This window comes from Candidatus Zixiibacteriota bacterium (genome assembly GCA_040753875.1).
In the GTDB taxonomy this organism is placed as follows: Bacteria; Zixibacteria; MSB-5A5; order GN15; family FEB-12; genus DATKJY01.
On the sequence record JBFMDV010000004.1, the window covers coordinates 1 to 23,399 of the forward strand.

Sequence of the window (23,399 nt, forward strand, 5' to 3'; positions counted from 1 at the left end):
TATTCTCTTCCGGGAAATGCCGTCGAATCTTCTCCCATTGGGCATCGCTTAACGTGATCGCCATGACGAAATATCGCCACGCTCTTCACGATGACAAATCAAAAACTGATTTTGAGATAGGTTCTAGCGTCATCTTGCCCGGATTCAGGTATTGAGTATTGGCCAAGGATGATCGCGAATGCCCTTCTTCGCCCGTACCTAACCTCCCGGTACTGGGGGGTATTATAGCCAGGGTCAATGTACGAAGGCGTGTTGAAGTAGGGGCCTGGAGACGGGCTGCAGGCGTGCGAAGTACTCCCGTTCAAAATGGCTGCTGCTAGGCAGAGAAGAATGCATTTCCGTGTGCTCATATGGCCTTCTTTATGAAATAGACAATACCTTGAAAATTCGGATTTACTTTCAATGTGTTGACTGAAGTAGGAATTTCGGCCCCTGAAATGAGCCCGATCCGAAACGGCATTGGGTACTCGGACAGTTCTCTTATGTATATCTCAATTTCCCGAAGCGGCCGCCGCCCTTGGTACAGCTGAAATACAATCTCGTCCGTGGAGGACGAGATTGACTGCATTGTCTCTTGATTTCCGTTTATCGCCCAGTCTCCCAATCCCGTGATGCTTAACGCGAAATTCTGCGCAAGTTGTCTTCTGACTTCCTCAACAAAATGGCTATATGCTATCAGCTTGGATGTGGGGGAATCGAAATCCAGTTGAATACCTGAGACTGAGACAGGATGGCGTTGCCATTGCGCCACGCTGCGCTCAAAGATATCTACTACGTCCTTGGCATCCGGCAACTGTCCTTCCAGCCGATACACCAGAAAGAGTTTGCTGCTCTTGAGAGGATGCGGACACAGACCTTGTCGTTCGTAGAATGTCTTGCCTCCGTCAGTCGATATGCGACCTTGAAAGACATACAATTCTGAATTTGCCGGTGCATCTTTGGCCGTCAATCCCGCCCACAGCCAGTAGGAAACATGGTCGCGACGACTAGCAGAATCTCTGTAAAGCGACACCCCGCTGAATATCAATAGCACGACCAGCGCCGTCTTACTTATTCGCTGTGGCTGCGTGTCCATTCCGCCGATCCCCACATCGAAATAATCTGGCAATCGGCCCCTTATGTCAAGCCAATCCAGATACCAAAGCCCGCCAGACACGAAGGCGTGTGAATTTTCGAATGGACTGGAGGCGGCGGGAGAGAACTCTAGACCCAACCAATGCCGCGCGTCTGAATCTCATACTGGATGTTGGTGGAGAAGTCTGGAAAAGTACCCAACCGGAACTTTTATCGGATGTAGTTGTAGTGCAATGAGTTACGACGGAGGAGGTAGGATTCGAACCCACGGTACCTTTCGGTACAACGGTTTTCAAGACCGCCGCAATCGACCACTCTGCCACTCCTCCACACCGATACAGACATTCCGGCGACACCCCTCCGATTTCGCCCGTTGACGAAGGAGAGATTGCTTCGTCAGACTCCCCTTCGGCGAGACTTCCTCGCAACGACGGACCCAGGCTCACATTCGGTAAGTCAACGTCGCTATGACGGCAATTGGCCGTCCTCAAATGTCACGAAAACGATGCCGCAAGTCAAGACGCCAAAACAAAAGGCCCCGCCGGAACGGGGCCTTCGAAAAGACGAAATCCCGTTCCCGCTACTTGCGAAGGAACCGGCTTGATGATGCAAACAGCTTGGCCGGCGGCTGGTCGGGATGGCAGGCATGCTCGGCGCTCCAGCGCGTGGTGGAGTTTTCGAACGTCACCGTGCTGCTGTCGCCGTGGAACGCCTGGGTGATGATCCAGTAATCATTGAAATTGAGGACGGTGTCACCGGTACACGCAATATTGAGGTTGCCGCTGTGCGTGATGGTACCGGCGGTGGGGCAACCATTGGAGTCCTGCACCGCGGTCAGATTGAGAGCCACATTGTCGAACACATGGCTCAGATTCATGCTGAACTGGCAGGATTCTGCCGCGGGTTTGAAAGCCGCAGAAGCAAACGCCCCGTAGCTGTTGAACTCGCCGTTAAACGAGCCGTTGGCGTCGACCATTACGTCACCACCAGTGCCCACATCACCGATGATCTGTAGATCTTGATGAGCGGACAGACTGCCCACGCCGCTGAGAACGTCGATCGAGTAACTGCCAATGTTGTGTACTTCGGTGAGCAGTTCTCTTACCGGCCACTGGACAATGATCGGTCCGTGATGGAACTGCAGGGAATCGACGACCTCGAACGTGATGACGTCAACGACCTGCTGCGAATCGTTCCACAGTGTCTCGGCATGACTGGCATAGAAGTACCAGTATTTGCTGTCGCTGTGGTAGGTCTTGAGAAACGAATCACTGGCCACAGCCTCGCTGGAGCCGCCGAAGTGCGGCGCATGGCTGGGCATCGGGTGGTTGGTGTCATTGGCAACCGAATCGATCAGGGTCAGGCAAATCTCCGCCAAACCGGTGGAAATCTCGTCAGCCCCCTCGAACGCGGTCTGAGCCGCGAGGTAGGTCGGGTCGAGCGTGTCGCCATCGACCTTGACGATGTTTTCGGTGGCCTTGTCGCTGCAGCCGAACAACAGCATGAACATCCCCGCCACCACCGCAACTGTCAATAATGCCAGCAATCTCTTCATGGATTCCTCCATCAGTATCGAATGAACTTTCTGTTGTGTAATAATTATCGGACGATGGCGGATGAAGATTTAGCGGCACCGAATTTCGCGGGAAGGTGCAACTTCCTATCGGTCAGTGGATTAAGCTATCGTCGAGGGGCCTGCGGGCCGCCGTAGAGACCTATGTGCGAGACAGAACCGTCGATATTGAAGGTGGTGGAGTCACCCGCGTTTAGCGCGGGCGAGTCTTGTTGCACGTGATAATCACCCGGGCCGACAAACTTGGGGTCGACATTCAGGTTGCCGTTTATCTCCGTCTGGTCCCAGATCCCCTCGTACTGTCCCGCTTTGTTGTTCCAAACGATATTGTGGGCGAATTTCCACTTTGCCCAGTCCCCATAGTTCCAGACACCCACACAAGGACAGACCCACTGCTCGCGCCAGCCATTTTCGGTGACGATATTGTTGACGATCCTCCCCCGCGCTTCGGTCGACCATGGGGCGATACCGCAATTGCCGTTGTGATGCACCACGTTGTTCATCATGTCCATGGTGGAAGCCCCGGTGGCCACCATCCCCCAGCCCAAATTGTCATGCACGAGGTTGTTGCGGGCGACCACCACGGCCGTCCCAAACGCCCCGATCCCTTTCCAGTAACCGGTGATTTCGTTGCGATAGGCGATACAGGTACCATCCCATGTTACGCCGATACCGGCGCCGCGGCCATCCTTGATTAGACAGTCAGTGATAATCAGCGAGGCACCACGGTAGAGCGCGACACCATCCCAGCCGTTGTTGACGATATTACAGTGCTCAATTATGAGCTCGGCTCCTTCCCGTCCGAAAACGCCCCCGATACCGACGACTACGCTCTCCGGCCGATGCGTGTTATCCCGCAGGTCGCAGTCTGCGATGAGGACGCGAGAATTGCGGACAACGATAGCGGCATCGGTGGCGTTGCCGTCGAGGTCCCGCCGTCCACCGGTAATCGTCAGATTCTGGATGACGGTGCCGGAAGCGTTTTCGAGGTACAAACCGTACCCCGCATAGGTCACGAGCCGGGTGTCGGTGCGGTCGGCGCCCAACAGCAAGAGACCTTTGTTCTTGATTATGAACCCGCAACTGGCTTTGACGTCGGTTTTGGCTTCAAGGCAGTTGCCGCAGAGGGGGTCGGCAAATTGAGTCGGTTTGGCTTCGAAAGTCTTGGCCCCTAAAAGGAGCGTGTCGCCATCCCTGGCATAATCGATTACTCCCTGGAGATCGGAACCACGCTCGACTCTTAGTTTAGCGGCGAACAGGTTGGTGCCCAAAAGCGCCAGCAGCAGGCCGGCAGCTTGAGTTCGGCCGCTAAACATGGTACGAGGGTAAGAGTGGAATGACCCCACTTCAACAAAAACTTCCGGCCGGCGAACTTCGGAGTGACGAACGACCACCACCGATTTCGGTTGCTCCCAATGCGGGACCTTGCCTACCTTACCCCTATGGGTGAGTACGATGATCTCATCGCACAACTAAACCATCTTGGCACCGAACAGATCAATCCGCGGACAACCGATATCGACCGGCTGTCGCCTCTTGAGATCGCACAGCGGATAAACGATGAGGACCAGACGGTGGCGGGAGTGGTACGGCAGGCGCTGCCGAAAATTGCGCAGGCAGCCGAGCTGTTTGCGGCTACCCTGAGAAGCGGTGGGCGCGTGTTCTACATCGGGGCCGGCACGTCCGGCAGGCTCGGTGTACTTGACGCCGCCGAGTGCCCGCCCACCTATGGGACGGAGCCGGAGCAGATTGTGGGTGTGATCTCCGGTGGCTATGACACGCTGGTTTTGTCGAAAGAGGGGGTCGAGGATCAGACCGAGGCAGCTAAGCAAGACTTGATGGCGCACGGCATCACCGCCAGGGATATTGTCATTGGCCTGGCAGCTTCTCGCCGCACACCCTATACGCTGGCAGGGATAGCGTACGCACATTCGATTGGCTGCAAAACGGTATTTGTCATCTGTAACAAGGCGGAGTTCATTCCTGTTACGCCGGACATCGTGATTGAACTGCCGGTCGGGCCGGAGGCGATCACCGGCTCCACACGGATGAAATCCGGGACCGCACAAAAACTGACCCTGAACACAATTTCGACAACCGCCATGGTCCTTCTGGGTAAAACCTACGGAAACCTGATGGTGGACCTACAGGCACGATCGCAGAAGTTGGCGGCACGATCTCGCAAGATCCTGATGGACTTGTTTGACCTAGAAGTGGCTGAAGCTGAGACGCTTTTGAAGCAGGCGGATGGATCAGTGAAGACGGCAATTGTCATGCACAGACATCAGTGCTCTGCCGATGAGGCCCGGAAGAAACTGGAAAAGGCGGGCGGATTTGTTTCGAGGATTCGAGATAGCGAATAGCTGAGGAGATATCTGATATCATGACTCGCCAAAACCTGTTGATGCTCATGCCGGGCTTGATGATTCCCCTGTTATTGTCGGCCGGCCTCCTGCTTGCTCACGGCGAAAAGGACACCCATGAGTCGGACAGCACAAAAAACATGCCGAGTGCGCCGATTGAATCCGGGGTTGCCGCACGTCAGGACTCGCTGTTCGCCGTTATCAATACAGAATACAACGGACTGAAACCGATTTTCGAGAAGAGCTGTTTTGATTGCCACAGCAAGTTCACGAAGTTCCCATGGTATCACAAGATTCCCGGTATAAAACAGCTCATCGACAGCGACATCAAAGAAGGGCGGAAACACCTTGACCTGTCCGACGGCTTTCCATTTGCAAGCCATGCTTCGCTGCCGGAGACGTTGGAGGACATGAAGGAGCAGGTCTCCAAAGGGGAGATGCCACTACTCAGCTACAGACTCATACACTGGGGGACCGGCCTGAGCGGCGCGCGCCGTGATTCGGTGACCAGCTGGCTGGATAGTGCGAAAATACGGGTGATACGTTTCTATGACGAAGCGAACATTCCTTACGAGCAGAAGAAGTCCGAGGATTAGCCTGTCGCGATAGTTGCTCGACCTCCGTTTGGTGCGATCCGTCAAAGACCGATTCTTGACCGAACCATCTTCAAAAACAGTTGCGCCGCACTCAAAAGCAGATATATTTAGGGGAGTTTGTGAAAAAAATCTTTTGGCTGAAGGGTCCCGGGCTATGAAATGTGTGTGGGGATTCGCAATCATGCTGCTGGCGGCCACGGCCGCCCTTTCGCAGGACGACCGGTGTGTGAGTTGCCACGGCAGTCAACGTCCGGCGGACCAGGCCAATGCCCAGATAATTGATACGACGGTTCTGAAAAGCTCCGTGCACGCAGCCGTCAGCTGCACGGAATGCCACGCGATCGACCCCGACATGCCACATCGGGGGAACCGGACAGTATACTGCGCTCGCTGTCACGGCAAAGAAGCCGAGAGCTTTAACAAGTCGCCACACGTCCTCGGGCGGAAGGAGAATATAGAGAAGCTCCCCACCTGTATTACCTGCCATGGCGGGCATGATGTTCTGGCCATAAAAGATCCCAACTCGCGTACCAATCACCGCAATGCGGTGAGAATCTGTATCGGGTGCCACGAAGACCAACAAGTGACCGAGCAGGCGCTCAAGTTGCCAAAACCGGCGGTCATCAAGGCCTACGAGAACTCGGTTCACGGACGGGCCCTGATGATCGAGGGGAAAGCCAATGCGCCGGCCTGTGTGGATTGCCATGGGAGTCATTCATTCCTCGCTTCCGATGATCCGGAGAGCCCGGTGTACAAGACTCACATTGCTGCAACCTGCGGCCGATGCCACCATGAGATCGCACAGACCTACACTGAGTCGGTTCATGGCCAGGCGCTTTCCCAAGGGGTGATGGATTCCCCTACGTGCACCAGTTGTCATGGAGAGCACGACATTCGCCCGCACGCCGACCCCGAATCACGCGTCTACAAAACCTCAGTCTCCAGGACATGCTCCGATTGCCATGCCTCGGAGAAAGTAGTGGCCAAGTACGGTCTGAAGGCTGACCGGATAAGCACCTTCCAGGAATCATTTCACGGTGCGGCCGGTGCGCTGGGGGATACCAGGGTGGCAAACTGTTCGTCGTGTCACGGCGTGCATGACATATACCCGCAAGACGACTCCCGCTCGCTCATCAATGCCGCGAATATCGACAGAACCTGCGGCCAATGCCACGAAGGGCTGCCACAATCGTTCACTAAAGGAGCGGTGCATACCTCGGCCAGCGTCAAAGAATCGGGCGGCAAATTCTACGTAAGACAGTTTTACATCTGGTTCATATCGATTATCATTCTGGCGTTTATCGTGTACCGGGTGCTGGAGTACAAACGCCGCATCAAACGAGTGCAGTGACAGACGCAATGAAACGACATTCCGCACCGCTTGTGGTGCTCTCGCTTGTCGCCATCTTCGCCGGAAACCTTCTCGCGGAAGAGAAATGCCTGCTGTGCCATGGCAAGAAAGACTTTGTAAAGATCGAAGAGACCGGGCGGAAGATCAGCCTGTATGTGGATGAAGCGCAACTGAAGCACTCTATCCACGGCTCCCGGCTCTGCACCGATTGTCATATCGATGTGGTGGCTATTCCGCACCCGCCCGCGAAGAAAGTGAACTGCCGCCGCTGCCATTATTCGGGCAATCCGGTCGGCGCGCCACAGGGGGAGTTGTATGATCAGTACGAGCATTCGGTGCACGGGATGGAGGTCGCCAAAGGGAATTCCAAAGCGCCGGTCTGCCAGGACTGCCACGGCACGCACGACGTACTGCCACCCGATTCGACGAACTCGACCGTGTACAAGCTGAATCGCCCGAAAACCTGCGGGCACTGTCACATCGATATCTATGCCACCTTTCGTGAGTCAATACATGGCCAGGCGCTGGCATCAGGGACTCTCGATGCACCGGATTGCTCATCGTGCCACGGCGAGCATAATATCCGTCGGCACGAGGATCCCGAGTCGAAGGTGTTTCCCGCCAATGTCGCCGCCACCTGTTCCGATTGCCACGGGCCGGTCGGCATCGCCGCCAAGTACGGCATCAAACCGGATCGGACCGCCACGTTCGAGCATTCGTTTCACGGCATAGCGCGGGTGATGCAAAACCTGTTGGTAGCCAACTGCGCCTCTTGTCATGGTGTGCATGATATCCGGCGGGAGGACGATCCCAAGTCCTCGATCAACCCGGCCAATATCGTCAAGACGTGCGGCAAGCAAGGGTGTCATCCGGAAGCCACCCCGCAATTCGCCACCGGCAAGATCCATGTCGACCCGGAAAGCAAAGAGTCCGGCATTCTCTATTATATCACCAAGTTCTTCACTGTGCTGACCGTGTCGACGCTCGTGGGACTTGCCATTTTCATCGTGCTCGATCTGTTCCGGCGGGCCAAGGCGGCACGAGCCAAACGTTAGACACCATGGACGAACGGACGCCGCAACTTCGCCAGAAGCGCCAGGAACTGATCAAGGATCTCACCCGGAACATCCTTGACTGCGCCGAGCCACATATCGATCCGGCCACCCCGCCTGAAGAACTCCAGAAAACGACGACGCAGATCGAGGAACGCCTGCAGTTTGAGGCGAACGTGGCGCTCAGCGAGGTGGTCACGCGGTTCAGCGTCAAACGCCCCAAGGATAAGATTGAAGAGGCTGTCGAACGGAGTTTCGAGCGGTTCGGCAAGAACTTCCGCGCCCAACACATGCTCATGTTCCTGTCGGTGGTTCTCCTGATCATCACCGGCATGCCGCTCAAGTTTCCAGAATACGGCATATCGCGGTTCGTGATTGTCACCATATTCGGCGGGTTGCCGAACTCCACGCTCATACACAGGGTAGCGGCGGTTGGCCTGATAACGGTCGGTGCCTGGCACCTTGGCTACATTGCGTTCTCCCGCGTGGGACGGCGTGATTTCTGGCTGATGATCCCTCGTCCCAGAGACATTATCGACTTCTTCCAGACGGTTATGTTTTTCTTAGGGAGACGAGCTTCCGGTCCCAAATTCCACCGATTCTCGTTTATCGAGAAGTTCGACTACTGGGCAGTCTATTGGGGCATGGTGGTAATGATCGGCTCCGGGCTGATCCTCTGGTTCAAGGAGATGTTTCCGAAGGCGCTGTTCGATATCGCCCGCGAGGCGCACTCCGACGAAGGGCTCTTGGCCACGCTGGCCATTATCGTCTGGCATTTTTACAACGTCCATTTCAATCCCGATGTTTTCCCGATGAGCTGGGTCTGGTGGCACGGCAAGTTGAGTGAAGAACAGATGAAGCATCATCACCCGCTCGAATACGCAGAGATCATCGAGAAAGAAATGCAGGCGCTTACCGGCGAGACACCAGCGGAATCGTCCGAGGACAAGAAGTAATGGCTATCCTGCAGAACAAGAAGGCGCTGATCACGATCGGCGTGCTGCTCGTGCTGGTCATAGGGGGAGGCCTGATTCTCACAAACCGCACCCATCACGCCTCGTTCTGCACATCGTGTCACTACATGGAGCCGTACGTACGGCACTGGAAGGCCTCCGGCCATGCCGATGTCGAGTGCTATAAGTGCCATGATTACGGGGTTGGGCGGCTTACCCTTTCTGCCATCAAGTACGCTACCGGGACTTTCTCTCCACGCCCCAAGGCGAATGTCCACGACGAGAGTTGTCTATCGTCAGGATGTCATGAAGTGCGTCTGTTGCAGGGGAAAACGGAATTCAGAAAGGGGATCGTGTTCGATCACGCCGTTCATCTGGAGAAAGTACTGAGGGGCGAGAAACTTCGCTGCACCTCTTGTCACAACCAGATCGTGCAGTACGACGAAGAGATATCCCAGGGGCACATGGCCGTGAATGACAAGGCCTGCTTTGTGTGTCATTTCAAAGATGCCGGGCAGGGGGAAGCGATAACGGGGTGCGATGCCTGCCACGGCATGCCGAAAGACACGGTGGAACACGCCGGGTTCAAGTTCGACCACGGTCCGTACCTAAAGCTCGGCGTGGAGTGCAAACAGTGTCACACCATGATCGTCAAGGGGGATGGCGCGGTTCCCGAGGCGAAATGCTATTCCTGCCATGTCGAGCGCTCCCGCGCCGATTACACCCGCGAGCAACTGCACCAGATTCACGTGACAACCAACGGGATCGACTGCTTCAAGTGCCATACGGATATCGAGCACGGCAATTTCGAGATGGTCAGCGCGCTGGAGATAACGTGCGAGAACTGTCATATTCGCCAGCACAACCGACCCAAACAGATGTACATGGGGATTGGCGGTAAGGACACGTTGGATATGCCGAGCGCGATGTTCGCGGCTCAGGTCTCCTGTACCGGTTGTCACACCCACACCACGCCGCAGGGGGAGCCACTGGCTCATCAGGAAAAGAAAGAAGCACAACGCGTGTCGTGTGTAACTTGTCACGGCAAAGGGTATGACCTGATGTTCGACAATTGGCTTGAGGGCACAAAGGCTGTCCTGGACGAATACGACAAGTACTTGAAGTCGGTGAAAGCTGACTTTGTCGGTATCGGCGGCAGCCAGGGATCACGAAGCGCCACACGCGAGGCGATCGGTACCGCCGAGTACAACTTCGAGTTCGTGAAAGACGGACATATCCCGCACAACATTCGGTACGCGCTTTATCTGTTGAACTCCAGTGCGGATAGGGTACAGTCGGCAATGACCGGGATTAAAGATGCGTATCAATCCCCGGATCGCGGCGCGAGCCTGAAGCCTGAGAATTCATGCATGGCGTTCTGTCATGCGAAGACGCTCCCGGAGTTTGTGTCGTACGGGGGGAAACAACTCCCGCACCTGATGCATGTGAAAGATCTCGAGCAGAACTGCAGGATTTGTCATTCGATTACCGTGCACGGCAAAACCGAGATCGACAAGGCCGCCTGCGGGGCGTGTCATGAATAATCTCTTAGTAATGCATTACCCAAATCCCCCGGCGTAGCCGGGGGATTTGGGTCGCGAGGGGTGAGAAGGAGGTTGAATCGGGTTAGAACACCATGGATATTGAGCCGGTACCCTCCCCCAGTTCCGGACCGAACAACATCTTCACTGCCGCCCCCGACTTTTGATACAGGCCGTCCCCCTCAGTTGCCACAAGAACTCCAAACGAACTGCTTCGCACCGAGGCTACGCTGACCGACTCCAGTTTTCCGACCGGCTTGAACTGGTCGTTGAACCAGGTCACCAGGCCTTCATCGGTACCGACGTAGACGATCCAGCCGGAGGCATCAACCGTGGTAACCGTGTTCGACGGCAGCCCGTTGTCGCAGGTGAGCGTTTGCCATTTGCCGCCATCGTGGATATACAGCCCGGTGCTGGTTCCCACATAGAGGTGTCCACGGCTGTATTCGATGCAGTTCACGTAGTCGAACAATGAACTGTCGCGTATGAGATACCGTTTCGCGAAAGTCTGCCCATCCCAGCGATACAGGCCATCGCCATCGGTCCCCACCCATAGTCCATCGTTGTCCGCTTCAAGCGCCGTCACCCAGACATCTCCCATCAGTTGAACGTCACCCAAGAGCGTGCGCGAGTAGAGACCATTCTCGGTGCCGATCATGAGCACAGCCCCGTAGTCACAGAGCGCGGAGATTGAACCCTGGAATTGCGTTTCGAGCGGCACGAGCGAGGAGTCTACCAGGCGGTACAGGTGGGTGCCGCCGGCATAGAGCTGATCGTTGTGTTTCGCCACCGCGAATAATGGCTCTTCGGTGTGAATAGTGCGGCTGAGACCGGATGCGAGGTCAGTCACGACCAGGCCGCCATCGTAAACCGAGTACGCCGTGGAATCGATGACCAGAACGTCGTACACGGTCGACAGGATTACAGACTCGTCCTTCTCCACCACCCGATTCGTGGTGGCTTTCGGTCGTGTGATATCGCTTTGCAATTGTGCCACCTGCGCGCCGATGCTGTCAAGATTGGGAGTCGCTTCGGCAAGTTGGTCCTGGTCGCTGTTTTTGGAGCAGCCAAGAGTGAGAATTGCGGCAGCCAGTATTAAGGCCGCCATTGCGTGTGTCAGTTTGTGTCTGGTCATTTTGGTCCTCCTTAGTTTCCGGGTTACTTCATTTGAGCGGACCTATATCAACCGTTGTGCCAAAACAAATCCCTCTTGTGTCGCAAGGAGTTACAAGGATTCTGCGTAGTTTAAGTCACCGAGAAGCGTGTCATCAGTGACACTCGAACCAGCAAGCCAATATAACAAAGTGTGGGACAACGACTTATATGTGTCAAAACGGACACATGCGGTCGGAGACTAAAAACTGGTTGAATGCAGGGAGGCGGAGAGGTTGATTGTATAAGGATTCGGGATCACACATGACCTCACACTTCGTTCGCGTCATCATGGCCGCATTGATTGTCGTCGCGTGGTTGCCGACAATCGCGGCTTCAGCGCAGGTGCGGGCAAAAATACTCCAGCAGAAACTCGATCGACTGTATTTTGATATTGGCGAGGAGGCGCTGGTATTTGCGGGGAGTAGGTTTGTGATTTTCTGCGGTGATGATTCGGTGTGTGCGGGAGTAATAGAGAAATCGTACGAGGGGATTGCTGTCTCTACTGTTCTTGCTACGAACCACGATCACATTACTCACGACGCCTGTTACGGCCTTATCTTGGTTGCGGATGTCGACTCCAATGCGGTGATCCGAATCGGATGTAGCTGGGGTGCAGCTCAAGTCCGACCGCCAGTCGGTTGGTGGAAAGTCACCTACGACTCAGGATTCAACAAGACGTGGGACAATTATCACAACAACGCGGGCAGTGGCACGGTCGACGTCCGACAATACGAGGTGATTCACTATCCCCTGAACTCTCATATGGAGAATGATTTCGCGGATGGCCGATTGGATGCGTATATGGCGTACCAATCGCCGCCGCAAAAATCGCCGAACCTGCAAGTTGACTCAACGGTGGCAACATCCATTGCCGCCCTCATTCCAAACGTTTACCGTGCGATCAACAAACAAGGACGGCTCACCACGGCGTTGTACCGTCGGTTCGACCCGACCGCACTTTCATCCTATTTCGATGGCCCTGCAGTCCCAGTGTACAGTTTTCTATCGCCCGAATCGGCGACTGTTCGATCTTACCCGTACGATCCAGCTTCAACCAAGCGACTTCTGCGTGAGCAAGTGGGGCGCCCGCGGAAGGTGCGTCTGTGGTGCGCGGATGATCTTCGCCATCTCGCCGGATATTTTGCCGACGTTCTTGCACGCGAGCAACTCAAGACAGAAATCGTGACTGAAGAGTGGTCGAACTGTGATGCCTTCCTCACGTGGTTACCATGCGAAACAGGGAACAGTGCGTCCGCGCTGAAGCAATCACTTGGGATGAGCCTGGTCGATCAAGAAGGGGATTCAATAGTCTCAGAAAAGGGACGTCTGGCAGCCACCCGACTTTCGCAGGCGTTCATCGAGCCGGATTCTCTGATTCGGCAGTCGATACTCGACTCTCTGGATCATGAGGTTATCGACGAGATAGGCTGTTTCCCGCTCTTCCGTCCCACGCTTCACCTCGTCGCACACAAAAATCTGACCGGCATTCGGTTCACGGACGACGGCAAGCTCGACCTGTCCTCATTACGAAAACTCAAACCGCCGGCGGAGCCAGAACCAAGGCAATGACCTTCACTCAGCGAATCCGATTCTACTTGTTCGCCGGGGCGCTGCTACCGCCGCTTCTCATAATGGCGGTCATCTATTTCCATGCGGCGGGACAGGCCGAAGAGATCGAGCGACAGAACGCATTCGATGAGATTCAGAAATTCAACCGCTATCGACAGTCGTTCGTGGCCGAGCTTCGGCAGAAACTGCTTCATGCGGCTGCTGACCCTGTCTTTAGTCGCGCTGTTACCATGCTCCGATCCGGCCGCCGCCAGCCGGTGGATTTGACCGGACAGTTGAACGAGCTTGATTTTGTCGAAGTGGTCGACTCATCCAATCGGGTGCTGCTCAGCGCCAATCGTCCAGCCCTTGTCGGCGATACGGTTCTGCCGGGCTCAGCACCTGCGATGTGGGATTCCCTTGCCTGGTATGAGACGGTTGAGTACGACCTCAATGGTGCGCATGCCGCTTTCGCTTTGCTGATCCCCATGGACAGCAACAGACGCCTGTATGCAGGAGAGTATTTCGATCAGCGATTTCTCGAAGCGGCGCGAGGAGTCATCAACGCCAACCTCGATGTCGTATTCTCCGACGATTCGATCTCCGCACAGACCTTGCCGGCGAGCATTGAAACAGGCACATTATACCGGGAGAACGACCTGTACCGCTCCCTGCTTGCAGGAGGTAAGTCGTCAGGATTCTATCTGTCTGCCACAATCACTACCGACAGTCAGAAGCCGGTGTTTCGATCGTTGTTGGCTGTGGCAGGAGCGGTAGCGGTCGGCAGTGTGGCAATCGCTTTGGCGCTGGGATTCTATATGTCATATCGCACTAAACGCGAGGTCGACAATCTGATCACCGCCACTTCGCGGGTTGCCGATGGAGACCTCAATACTACCGTAATGGCGTACGAGGAGGGAGAGTTTGCCCATCTGGCAGATTCATTCAGCGCCATGATCGCCAAACTGAAAGAATCCCAGCAGCGCCTGGCGGTAAGCCAGAAGATCGCGGCGTGGCAGACCATGGGGCGGAAAATCGCACATGAAGTGAAAAACTCATTGACGCCGATCGCCGTATGCGCCGACGACCTCCGACGCTCGTATCAGGAGGGGCTTCCGGATTTTGACTCCGTGCTGGACAAAAACACTCAGATGATTCGCACAGAAGTGAACCGCTTGACCAGGCTGCTCGACGAGTTCGTCCGATTCGCACGGATGGCGCCCCCCATCAAAACAGAAACATCGGTGGAACAGCTTCAGAATGCGTTGGGGCAGTTGTATCGGCGAGAGCTGAGTGAAGGACGGCTGGTGCTGGTGAATCGCTGCGGCACCCAGCAGTTCCCTCTTGATCCTGAACAGATCAAGCAGCTACTTATCAACCTCGTGAAGAACTCCCTGGAAGCATCAAGTGACGGACAGATCGTGGTGGAGTGCTCGTCGACCGAAACAGCGTTCGTGATCGACGTTCTGGACGATGGTCCCGGCTTTCCTGATGAGAAGCTCCAGCGAGGATTTGAACCCTATCTTTCTACCAAGAAAGACGGCAGCGGGCTGGGGCTGGCGATCTGCCAGCGAATAGCGGTGGATCACGGCGGCACGATCGATATGTTTAACCGATCAGACGGAGGCGCGGGGGTACGGCTGACCATCCCGCGAGAGTAATGGCCCGGATCCTCATTGTCGACGACGAGGACAACATCAGGCTGTCTCTCAAGTCAGCCCTGGATCGGCGCGGACACGATGTAGTCACTGCCGCCGATTGTCGTCAGGCTCGCGAATTCATGTCCGCCCCGTTCGAGATCGTGTTTTTGGACGTATTCCTTCCCGACGGCAGCGGCCTTGATCTACTGAAGGAATTTCTGACGAAACGCCGTGGCCAGACGATTGTCATGATCTCGGGCCATGCGGATATCGATACGGCGGTCAAAGCGATTCGGCTGGGGGCGCATGATTTTATCGAAAAGCCGCTCTCGCTCGACCGCATTTTCATCACCTTGGACAACATAGGCCGCACCAAACAGCTCGTGTCGGAACGGGATCGATTGGCGGGACGACTGTATGGCGAGATGGTCGGCAATTCTGAGGCCGTGCGGCGTATCAAAGACGATATTGCCCGCTCTGCCGGCAAGACGACGCGGTTTCTCATCCTGGGCGAGAACGGCACCGGCAAGGAGCTGGTGGCGCACTTGATTCATCAGCAGAGCCGCAATTCCGAGGGGCCGTTTGTGGCAGTCAATTGCGCCGCGCTGCCGAAAGAACTCGTGGAGTCGGAGCTATTCGGCCACACCCAGGGGGCATTCACCGGCGCCACGCAGGCGCGCAAAGGTAGATTCCAAGAGGCGAACGGCGGCACGATCTTTCTCGATGAGATCGGCGATATGTCGCCTGAGGCTCAGGCGAAGATACTCCGCGTGACCGAAACGAAGGAAGTTTCTCCAGTCGGTTCGGACAGGTCGTACTCAGTTGACTGTGTCATTATCGCCGCTTCCAACCGCAATTTGGAACAACTGGTGAGCGAGAAGACGTTTAGACAGGATTTGTATTACAGGCTAAATGTCGTCACCTTTACTCTGCCTCCTCTGCGGCAACGCCGCGAAGACATAGCTGCGCTTGCGGAGCATTTCCTGGCCCGCTTTGCCGTCGAGAGCGGCGCCGAGGTGAAACGACTAACGGCGGACGCCATGTCGCTTCTCATGACGCTCGAGTACCCGGGCAATATCCGCGAATTGAAAAACCTGATCGAACGAATCGGAATCTATTGTGAGGGACCGGAGGTATCTGTGGAGCAGCTTCGGACTCTCCTGCCGCCCGGCCAGAAGCGGCAGGTGACAAGCCTCAAAGTAGCCGTCGATGATTTCGAGCAGGAATATATCGAAGCGGCGCTGGCACGAAATGGCGGCAACGTTGCTGAGACGGCCCGGCAGCTTGGGATCGAGCGGTCTCACTTATACAAGAAGATCCGACGCCTCAAAGGTGAGTGACGCTCAAGGCGAGACCAGGAGTATTTGGTGGGCAAGATCGATTGGTTGTACTTCCGCGTGGGCTGAGCGACATGTGATCGAGCGCAGGGGGTCCTTGCGAAGCACAGGGTGGACGTGGCCGACCGCACGAGCACGAGAGACAGGACATTTGACCGGAATGAAGCTCTCAGCCTGCTGGACGAGGTCGAAGTTCTGTACTCCGCCAAGGGTAAGCATGTCACAAAGCTCCGCCTGAAGAAAGACAAACCGGACAAGGTCACGCTTGAGAAGTTGATCCTTGGTCCCACCGGCAAACTGCGGGCGCCAACCATTCGCATTGGCCGCACGTTGATGGTGGGGTATCACGAAGAGATGTACCTGAATCTGCTTGTGTAGCCGGCAACACTTGTCGGCGCTGTGACGGCTCGGTATATTGAATGTCAAGAGACCGACAAGTCGTCACATGGCCAAAGAACGAACATTCCCGCTCGAATTCGAATCACAGAAGCCAATCTATTTTCATCCGGCGGAGCCAACGACATTTGATTTTGATATCCTCGAGATCGGTCCCGGACGCGGTGACCTGTTTTTGTGGTGTGCGACCAACTGGCCCGAGAAGCGACTTGTCGGAATCGAGTTGAGTGGCTTCCGGTGCAAAAAACTGGCCCGGCGAGTCGAGAAGCGCGGCTTGACGAATGTACTGCTTATCAAGGGGAACGCGCGTGTGGTACTGCCGCGATACTTTGACAGGCCGATGTTCGAATGTATCTATGTCCTGTTTCCCGACCCCTGGCCGAAAGAACGCCACGCCTTCCATCGTCTGCTCAGTGTCGAGTTTCTCCATATTCTTGGAGACAGATTGAAACCCGATGGCCAGATCGTGGTCGCCACGGACTGGCAGCCGTACGCCGATTGGGTGGTTGCGAATGTGGGCGATATCCCGTCGCTTTGCAACGAGGGAACGCCATATGTCAGCGGCATGGGGTTACTTCCCAACAACGAACCGACACGGTTCGAACAGATGTGGCGCGATGAGGGGCGTGATATTTACTACCTGAGAATTCGGAAACAAGAATGACGAATCGTGTCGTGCCGGAGGCATGGTGTCGGACAGCCGTTTAGAAAACAGACTGTTCCTGCGTATCTTCAGTGGAGCCGTCATACTCGTGGCGTTGCTGGCAGCCGGCTTCCTGCTCGTGGGACCCTCACTTATCAAGACGTATCACGAAGGGGGCTCATTCGGCATATTCCCGCCAGACCCGAATCCGGACAAAGGGACGCTTGAGGAGTACGGTCATAAAATTGGCGTGCGGTTCTGGAGTAATATTGTCGCCGGCATTCCGCTTTCGCTGCTGATTATCTTTCTGCTTTATAAAGTCTACAAGCAGCTCCTGGGATCGGTCAAACCGTGGACGAAGCCCGATTTCCTCTTGGGCCAAACTGATGTGACATTGGGCCCTGTCTGGGCTGTGACCATTTATGCGCTCCTCACGCTCGTCTATTTCTACCCCTCGTTGAAATCGATCTCGACGGCCATGATCGGCCCGCCGGGAGACAACATGGCGTGCCTGTGGACCCTCGGATACGCAGGCAAACATCTTTTCGCGGACGGTATCAATTATGTCACCGATCTCTTTTACCCGGAAGGCAGTTCGTTCTACTTTCATGCCTGGTCGTTCTACAATCTCTTCCTTTTCAAAGCGCTCAGCGGCATTTTCGGTTCTGTCACATCCTATAATCTCCTGATTCTTCATTCATTTCCGGTGGCCGGCGTTGCAGCTTTTCTTCTGATCCGGTATCTGACCGATAACAGTTGGATGGCGCTCCTTGGAGGATTCCTGTTTGCATTCAATCCGGCCCATTTCGAGCGGGCACAGCATCATATGAATATCGCCACGATTCAGTTCCTGCCGCTCTTTGTGCTGTACTACATCAGGTCAGTACGAGAGCGTTCATGGCGACCACTCATTGCGGCTGCTGCCGCGCTGCTGCTAAACGCGCTGGCGGATTGGAACTACCTGCTGTTCGGTCTCTGGTTTATGCTTTTCGCCTACGTCTACCTCGCAATCCGTCGGCGCCGACTGTGGTTGTGGGACGTTGTTTGGAAATCCGGTTCCTTGATAGTCCTGACGCTCCTGGTGGTCTCTCCGTGGCTGATTCCGATGATCCGCCTGGCGGTGTCGGGTCCCGGCGTTGGCGCCGGAGGGCACAATCAATTCGTAGTCGACCTTCTGGGACTGGTAGCTCCTAATCCACACCATCTGCTCGGCGGCGTGCCTCTATTCGAGTATCTCAATAACACGTACACCGGCGTTCTAACGGAAAGTGTGGGCTACCTTGGACTAGTCGCGCTGGCGCTGGTGCTGTTTGCAGGACGCAAGCTCCTTGTGAACACCGCCAAATACCTGCTGGGAGCAGTAACGTTCCTTCTCATGTCATTCGGGGCACAGCCGCATTTCGCCGGGTATGCGGCTCCGGTCCTGGTGCCTGGGCGTTTGGTTCCAATGTTGCCGCTGCTGTCGAACAGCCGTGCGCCCGGTCGCAATATCGTGTTCGTGTATCTGTTCTGGAGCATCATTGTCTCGATGGCGGTAGGTTATGTCTGGAGGTCGATCAAGAACGGTCGGATGAGGACAACAATTGTCGTCGCGCTCGTTGCTCTACTGGCGGTCGACTATTTCAGCCTTAGCCGGGACGCGACTTCGGTACTGTTGCCCCCCTGCTATACAACTCTTCCGCGCGATGGGACACGGTACGGTCTGCTCGATCTGCCTGGCGGGTATGTGCAGACGGACAGGTACATGATGTATCAGGGACTGCACGGCATCCCTATTGTGCAGGGGTGGGTCTCCCGAAAGCCGAACCGCACCCTCATTGACACGCTCGACCTTGTCGATTTGGAGCATCAAAGAGAACAGCTTGTCTCAGCCGGGGTCCGCTACATAGTGGTGCACAAGATGTACCTTCCGGACTCGACCCTGAATGTCGATCTGTACCGTGCGACCTATCGCATCACCTATGAGGACAGTGCGAATATCGTGCTGCGCGTGGATTGATCGCACACCCCTTCTTTGCTACGTTACATCCCGGCTATCTGCAGCCAGCTTGGATATTCCACGCGGTATGGGACGGAGATCGTCGCTGTCTGACCCGGCGCAATAGTCAATGACCAGGTTGTGCGGCCGGTGTTGTCCGTCGATATGGCCTTAGGTGCGAATGCACCTAAGTTCACTTTCACACGGTTATCCGTACTGACAGGTATTGGTTCCTCGATCTCCACCGTCCGCGAGGCACGACCGCTGTTGGTAACCGTTATCACTACCACCTGCTGAACCCGTACTCGGTCGCCGACCTTGCTCCGCTTGAACTCTCGTATCTTGCGGTCTACTTTGACATTGTTGTCCGGGCCGAACGGCAAACTGAACGTATCACTGGGCACGATCATCTTGGCAAGTGGGACTTCACCAAGATAATTTGACTCGACAAACACTGAGATGTTACCCGGCATGAGCGGCGCTTCGTCCTGATTGGTCATCAGGACGCGTCGGAATGCTCCGGGCATGCCAATGGGCCGTGCAAAAAGCTGAACAGCACCTGCCAGACTATAGTCGGCAATGGTCGTGCGTACCGCCTTGCTGCCGGAGGGAACGGTCTCCTTGCGCTGAATCTTGAACACGGTGGTGTAAGCGCCGACGCCGAGGACAGAATAGGACCCCTTCGCTTCAATCGTGCTAGGGACCAAAGAGAGATTCGCTCCTACTCCGCCTGAACCTCCGAGCGGGTCGCCGATCGACACGCCGTCGACAATATACGACACTTCGCCTGCGCGGCCGCCGCCAATGTAGACTTTGCCCGATGCATCAGTCTGCACACCAGCCACCTGAGTGCGCAGTCTATCGATGGTCTGCAAAGGTCGTGGTTTGATCTCCTGTTGTGTAATTGTCGCTTGATTGGAAGTCACAAACTTGTCGATGATTTCTGTTCTGGCTTTGACTGTGATAGTCTTCGAGATATCGGGGTCAACTAACGAAAGATACCACGGGTCCGATTCCCTCGGACCGGCGCCGCGAGAGGGCGTGACGGTTGAGAGTGTAAGCTCCACATCGTTCCAGTCCTCGCCGGTTGTCTGCATCACCTCGGCGATGTACGATAGCGCGATCCAGTCACTATCGCCCATCAGTCGCGCCTGGTAGAGTGGTTTCCAGCTCGCCCCGGGCACCAAATATTCGAGTGTAAAGATGATCTTCCCTGCTTGTGAGAGGCGCAGGTCGACCTCGACCGTTCGCGTAGTCTTGTGCGGTGATGCTCTCAGTCTGCCAAGTTCAGCTTCCAACAGTCCGAGGCGCTTGTCGACGCTGTCGATAGCAGACTGGACGACACGGATGGAATCGTTAACCTCCTTGAACCGATCACCGACGAACCGGTAGGCCGCCTGCCAGTCGTCGACTTTGATGCCGCCTTTTGTGACTTCCTCTGCCATTTGGTCCCCCGCTCCCTGACTCAGCGCCCCGAGCAGTTTCTTCTGCTCCTGAAACGCCTCGACACGGTCCGCCAGGGCTCGACGCTCCTGGTCCCGCATAGTGACAATCCGGCGTTCGAGCTCAGCGATATTTGCCTGCGGTGCTTCGAGATGCTCCTCCGTACGGTGGCTCAGTCCGAGAAGCGTCACGCCGCTGAGACCCGTGGCCGAGGCGCGGAACGATGCTTCAGCCGCACGCGCCGGCAGGCCTTCCGTGATGAGCGTGTGTTCGCCAGCGTCGAGCTGCAGCTCGACCGAACGGGTTATACCGGCTCTGTCAGGGTAGACGGTTACGCTGGTGATCGGGGCATCGATCACTCGTGAGGAAGTAGAGGCGGTGAGTGGGGTGGTGAGGAGGGCCGTCGTCATGACGGCCGCCGCGATTCGCTGCGTGTACATGGCTTCCCCTCTTTGTTTGCCCGGATCGTGACGGTCCGGGACGATTCTCTTACACCATGACGACGCTGGCTGTGGCCAGAACGTGCAAAAGCAGGCAAGAACCAGACAAGAAAGAAAGGCCGGAGTCTATTCCCGCTCCGGCCAGACACAACGGCAGCTTAGGCCGTGCGCTCCCCTGGGATTCAGGAAACCCGCCGAAGCATCAGAAACCTGTTTGCATAACCGGCCGGACCGCATTACCTTGGGTTTCAATATGGAGTAAAGTCACCCCGCTCGGCCGATGCCGACGAACTCGCAAGGAGACCATGCTCATGTCAATGGACCAACAGACACAGCACCCTTCGAGCCGCAGCGAAGCAGCTGTCCCGCGCGACGCGTATGAGAATTACGAGCTCCCGGTCGAGGGATTCAAGGGGACCGCTGAGGAGATTGAGCGGCAGTGGTATGAGAAGTGCTACCTCGGCCGAGGTGACACGATCAAACAGCTCACCTGGCGTGCCGTTATAATGGGGTCGATTCTGGGTGCCCTCCTATCGCTGACCAACATTTACATAGGTCTCAAGGCCGGTTGGGGCTTCGGCGTGGCCATCACTGCCTGTATCCTCTCTTTTGCCATCTGGACCAGCTTCTACAAATTGAAACTCGCTAAAACCCAGATGACCATTCTGGAAAACAATTGCATGCAGTCCACCGCCAGCGCTGCCGGTTATTCGACCGGCGGTACGCTGGTTTCGGCCTTCGCCGCCTTCATCCTGTTGCACAATCAGACGCTTCCCTTTTCGCTCATGCTGGGCTGGGTTTTCTTCATCGCCGTTCTCGGTGTGACCATGGCGGTGCCGATGAAGAGGCAGATGATCAATGTCGAACAGCTCCGGTTTCCCAGTGGAATCGCGGCTGCGGAGACGTTGCGAGCACTTCACGCCACCGGCCAGAAAGGGATGCGATCCGCGCGTGCTCTGGGTATCGCCGGGCTCCTGGCGATGGTGAGCGCGTTCCTGACCGATGGCCTCAGGCTTATCAGCACACGTCTGGAGTCATTTCAATTGGCCAATCTGGCTGCTCGCTTCAGTACCTGGACGCTCGGAGAAGCGTGGATCGGCCGGACCGTCACGTTTGCCTGGGATCCGATCTTCATCGCCGCCGGCATGTTTGTGGGGATGCGAGTGGCCATCAGCATGTTTGTGGGTTCGGTGCTCTGCTGGATGATCTTCGTCCCCCTGGTGCAGACTTACGTACCTGAGGCCAGCGGGCTGACGGGATTTCGATCCATGGTCCAGTGGTCGCTTTGGGGCGGAACGGCCTGTATGGTAACCTCGGGCATTCTCTCCGTTTTCTTCCAGTGGAGGAGTGCATTGCGCGCCTTCCAAGGGCTGGGGGACATGCTGAAAAAGCGAGGTGGCAAGGCGAAGGACGAACTCGCCGCCATCGAGACGCCTGGCTCCTGGTTCCTCATCGGGCAGATCGTCGCGTTGGTCGCCTTGGCGCTTCTGGCGCATGCAACTTTCGCGATGCCCTATTGGCAGAGCTTTGTCGCCGTTCTCCTGAGCTTCGCATTGGCGTTGGTGGCCTGCCGGGTGACCGGTGAAACTGACACGACGCCTGTAGGAGCAATGGGCAAAATCACACAGCTTACGTTCGGCGGCCTCTCACCGGGTAACATGGATGTGAACCTGATGGCAGCCAACATCACTGCCGGAGCGGCAACTTCCTCGGCCGACCTGCTTACCGACCTCAAGAGCGGGTATCTTCTCGGGGCCCATCCGCGCAAACAGTTTATCGCGCAGTTTTCCGGCATCTTCATTGGCACGATCGTCACCGTCGTGGCGTTTCGCATGCTCGTTCCCAATGCCAGCGTGCTGGGCACGGATCAGTTTCCCGCTCCGGCCGCGCAGACCTGGAAAGGGGTCGCCGAAGCCATGGCAACAGGACTCAGCACCATGCATCCTGTGAAGGTATGGAGCATCGTGATTGGAGGCCTCGTCGGCCTCATCCTGCCGATTCTTTCCCGACTGTTTCCCAAACAACAGAAGTGGATTCCTTCGGCGGCGGGCATTGGACTGGCCTGGGTCTTCCAGTGGTTCTACGGCCTGCTTTTCTTCCTCGGTGCCCTGATCGGGTACGGCTGGGAGAAAAAAAATCCGAAGCAGTGCGAGGAATACATGTTCCCGGTGGCATCCGGCATCGTTGCCGGTGGGGCGCTCATGGGTGTTGTCCTGATTTTTTGGGAAAGCGGTTGGGAGATACTCAAGCAGTTCCTGGGATAGAAAGCGTCGGCGAAGCGCCCTGCTCAAAATGCGATGTTGGGCAGGGCTCGAT

General features: G+C 56.1%; 17 protein-coding genes, 1 tRNA gene and 1 pseudogene. 13 read left to right on the top strand and 6 right to left on the bottom strand.

Features of this window, described 5'->3' with window-relative positions; genetic code table 11:
• Nucleotides 1-346: 346 nt before the first annotated feature.
• The 4 genes from AB1644_01360 to AB1644_01375 all read right to left on the bottom strand — a co-directional run bounded on the left by AB1644_01360 (nucleotide 347) and on the right by AB1644_01375 (nucleotide 3,963).
• Complete coding sequence (locus AB1644_01360) at nucleotides 347-1,033, bottom strand: DUF3142 domain-containing protein (protein MEW6049700.1); 687 nt, start codon at nucleotides 1,031-1,033, stop codon at nucleotides 347-349.
• Between the two features lie 285 nt (nucleotides 1,034-1,318).
• A tRNA-Ser gene (locus tag AB1644_01365) sits at nucleotides 1,319-1,403 on the bottom strand.
• Between the two features lie 251 nt (nucleotides 1,404-1,654).
• Nucleotides 1,655-2,629, bottom strand: a complete 975-nt coding sequence (locus AB1644_01370; protein ID MEW6049701.1) for a hypothetical protein — start codon at nucleotides 2,627-2,629, stop codon at nucleotides 1,655-1,657.
• 125 nt (nucleotides 2,630-2,754) lie between these two features.
• On the bottom strand, nucleotides 2,755-3,963 hold the full coding sequence (locus tag AB1644_01375; GenBank protein MEW6049702.1) for a right-handed parallel beta-helix repeat-containing protein: 1,209 nt from the start codon (nucleotides 3,961-3,963) through the stop codon (nucleotides 2,755-2,757).
• 99 nt (nucleotides 3,964-4,062) lie between these two features.
• Here AB1644_01375 and murQ point away from each other — a divergent pair, with 99 nt between their 5' ends.
• The 6 genes from murQ (at nucleotide 4,063) to AB1644_01405 (ending at nucleotide 10,506) form a co-directional block, all read left to right on the top strand.
• Nucleotides 4,063-5,010: an N-acetylmuramic acid 6-phosphate etherase gene (murQ, locus tag AB1644_01380; protein ID MEW6049703.1), complete on the top strand. Its 948-nt coding sequence runs from the start codon at nucleotides 4,063-4,065 to the stop codon at nucleotides 5,008-5,010.
• Nucleotides 5,011-5,030: 20 nt separating this feature from the next.
• Entirely contained in the window at nucleotides 5,031-5,606 is a 576-nt protein-coding gene (locus tag AB1644_01385) for a heme-binding domain-containing protein (protein ID MEW6049704.1), read from the top strand.
• Between the two features lie 154 nt (nucleotides 5,607-5,760).
• Entirely contained in the window at nucleotides 5,761-6,957 is a 1,197-nt protein-coding gene (locus tag AB1644_01390; protein MEW6049705.1) for a cytochrome c3 family protein, read from the top strand.
• A gap of 8 nt (nucleotides 6,958-6,965) precedes the next feature.
• A complete protein-coding gene (locus AB1644_01395) occupies nucleotides 6,966-8,012 on the top strand; it encodes a hypothetical protein (protein ID MEW6049706.1) in 1,047 nt (348 codons plus the stop codon).
• Nucleotides 8,013-8,017: 5 nt separating this feature from the next.
• A complete protein-coding gene (locus AB1644_01400) occupies nucleotides 8,018-8,965 on the top strand; it encodes a cytochrome b/b6 domain-containing protein (GenBank protein ID MEW6049707.1) in 948 nt (315 codons plus the stop codon).
• Nucleotides 8,965-10,506 (top strand): cytochrome c3 family protein, encoded by a 1,542-nt coding sequence (locus AB1644_01405; protein ID MEW6049708.1) that lies wholly within the window; start codon nucleotides 8,965-8,967, stop codon nucleotides 10,504-10,506. The genes AB1644_01400 and AB1644_01405 overlap by 1 nt, the downstream gene beginning before the upstream one ends.
• An 82-nt stretch (nucleotides 10,507-10,588) precedes the next feature.
• Here the strand turns inward: AB1644_01405 and AB1644_01410 are convergent, their stop codons facing one another.
• Nucleotides 10,589-11,638 carry a hypothetical protein gene (locus tag AB1644_01410; GenBank protein MEW6049709.1) on the bottom strand — a complete coding sequence of 350 codons (1,050 nt, stop codon included), beginning with the start codon at nucleotides 11,636-11,638 and terminating at the stop codon, nucleotides 10,589-10,591.
• A gap of 281 nt (nucleotides 11,639-11,919) precedes the next feature.
• On the opposite strand from AB1644_01410, the gene AB1644_01415 reads away from it, so the two are divergent.
• The 6 genes and pseudogenes from AB1644_01415 to AB1644_01440 all read left to right on the top strand — a co-directional run bounded on the left by AB1644_01415 (nucleotide 11,920) and on the right by AB1644_01440 (nucleotide 19,221).
• Nucleotides 11,920-13,227, top strand: a complete 1,308-nt coding sequence (locus AB1644_01415) for a hypothetical protein (GenBank protein MEW6049710.1) — start codon at nucleotides 11,920-11,922, stop codon at nucleotides 13,225-13,227.
• Complete coding sequence (locus AB1644_01420) at nucleotides 13,224-14,867, top strand: ATP-binding protein (GenBank protein MEW6049711.1); 1,644 nt, start codon at nucleotides 13,224-13,226, stop codon at nucleotides 14,865-14,867. Before AB1644_01415 ends, AB1644_01420 begins: the two co-directional genes overlap by 4 nt.
• Nucleotides 14,867-16,186, top strand: coding sequence for a sigma-54 dependent transcriptional regulator (locus AB1644_01425; GenBank protein ID MEW6049712.1), 1,320 nt, complete (start codon nucleotides 14,867-14,869; stop codon nucleotides 16,184-16,186). The genes AB1644_01420 and AB1644_01425 overlap by 1 nt, the downstream gene beginning before the upstream one ends.
• Before the next feature lie 81 nt (nucleotides 16,187-16,267).
• A pseudogene (locus AB1644_01430) lies at nucleotides 16,268-16,561 on the top strand (ArsC family (seleno)protein).
• A 67-nt stretch (nucleotides 16,562-16,628) separates the two neighbouring features.
• Nucleotides 16,629-17,243: a hypothetical protein gene (locus AB1644_01435; protein MEW6049713.1), complete on the top strand. Its 615-nt coding sequence runs from the start codon at nucleotides 16,629-16,631 to the stop codon at nucleotides 17,241-17,243.
• 25 nt (nucleotides 17,244-17,268) lie between these two features.
• Nucleotides 17,269-19,221 carry a hypothetical protein gene (locus tag AB1644_01440; protein MEW6049714.1) on the top strand — a complete coding sequence of 651 codons (1,953 nt, stop codon included), beginning with the start codon at nucleotides 17,269-17,271 and terminating at the stop codon, nucleotides 19,219-19,221.
• Nucleotides 19,222-19,244: 23 nt separating this feature from the next.
• Here AB1644_01440 and AB1644_01445 read toward each other — a convergent pair whose 3' ends face one another.
• Nucleotides 19,245-21,083 carry a mucoidy inhibitor MuiA family protein gene (locus AB1644_01445; protein MEW6049715.1) on the bottom strand — a complete coding sequence of 613 codons (1,839 nt, stop codon included), beginning with the start codon at nucleotides 21,081-21,083 and terminating at the stop codon, nucleotides 19,245-19,247.
• A 311-nt stretch (nucleotides 21,084-21,394) separates the two neighbouring features.
• On the opposite strand from AB1644_01445, the gene AB1644_01450 reads away from it, so the two are divergent.
• Complete coding sequence (locus tag AB1644_01450; protein MEW6049716.1) at nucleotides 21,395-23,347, top strand: OPT family oligopeptide transporter; 1,953 nt, start codon at nucleotides 21,395-21,397, stop codon at nucleotides 23,345-23,347.
• Nucleotides 23,348-23,399: the final 52 nt, after the last annotated feature.

Excerpts from the sequence above, each read along its gene's own strand:
- AB1644_01370 (MEW6049701.1), bottom strand. The coding sequence starts at position 2,629 with ATGAAGAGATTGCTGGCATTATTGACAGTTGCGGTGGTGGCGGGGATG.
- AB1644_01375 (MEW6049702.1), bottom strand. The coding sequence starts at position 3,963 with ATGTTTAGCGGCCGAACTCAAGCTGCCGGCCTGCTGCTGGCGCTTTTG.
- murQ (MEW6049703.1), top strand. The coding sequence starts at position 4,063 with ATGCGGGACCTTGCCTACCTTACCCCTATGGGTGAGTACGATGATCTC.
- AB1644_01385 (MEW6049704.1), top strand. The coding sequence starts at position 5,031 with ATGACTCGCCAAAACCTGTTGATGCTCATGCCGGGCTTGATGATTCCC.
- AB1644_01390 (MEW6049705.1), top strand. The coding sequence starts at position 5,761 with ATGAAATGTGTGTGGGGATTCGCAATCATGCTGCTGGCGGCCACGGCC.
- AB1644_01395 (MEW6049706.1), top strand. The coding sequence starts at position 6,966 with ATGAAACGACATTCCGCACCGCTTGTGGTGCTCTCGCTTGTCGCCATC.
- AB1644_01400 (MEW6049707.1), top strand. The coding sequence starts at position 8,018 with ATGGACGAACGGACGCCGCAACTTCGCCAGAAGCGCCAGGAACTGATC.
- AB1644_01405 (MEW6049708.1), top strand. The coding sequence starts at position 8,965 with ATGGCTATCCTGCAGAACAAGAAGGCGCTGATCACGATCGGCGTGCTG.
- AB1644_01410 (MEW6049709.1), bottom strand. The coding sequence starts at position 11,638 with ATGACCAGACACAAACTGACACACGCAATGGCGGCCTTAATACTGGCT.
- AB1644_01415 (MEW6049710.1), top strand. The coding sequence starts at position 11,920 with ATGACCTCACACTTCGTTCGCGTCATCATGGCCGCATTGATTGTCGTC.
- AB1644_01420 (MEW6049711.1), top strand. The coding sequence starts at position 13,224 with ATGACCTTCACTCAGCGAATCCGATTCTACTTGTTCGCCGGGGCGCTG.
- AB1644_01425 (MEW6049712.1), top strand. The coding sequence starts at position 14,867 with ATGGCCCGGATCCTCATTGTCGACGACGAGGACAACATCAGGCTGTCT.
- AB1644_01435 (MEW6049713.1), top strand. The coding sequence starts at position 16,629 with ATGGCCAAAGAACGAACATTCCCGCTCGAATTCGAATCACAGAAGCCA.
- AB1644_01445 (MEW6049715.1), bottom strand. The coding sequence starts at position 21,083 with ATGTACACGCAGCGAATCGCGGCGGCCGTCATGACGACGGCCCTCCTC.
- AB1644_01450 (MEW6049716.1), top strand. The coding sequence starts at position 21,395 with ATGTCAATGGACCAACAGACACAGCACCCTTCGAGCCGCAGCGAAGCA.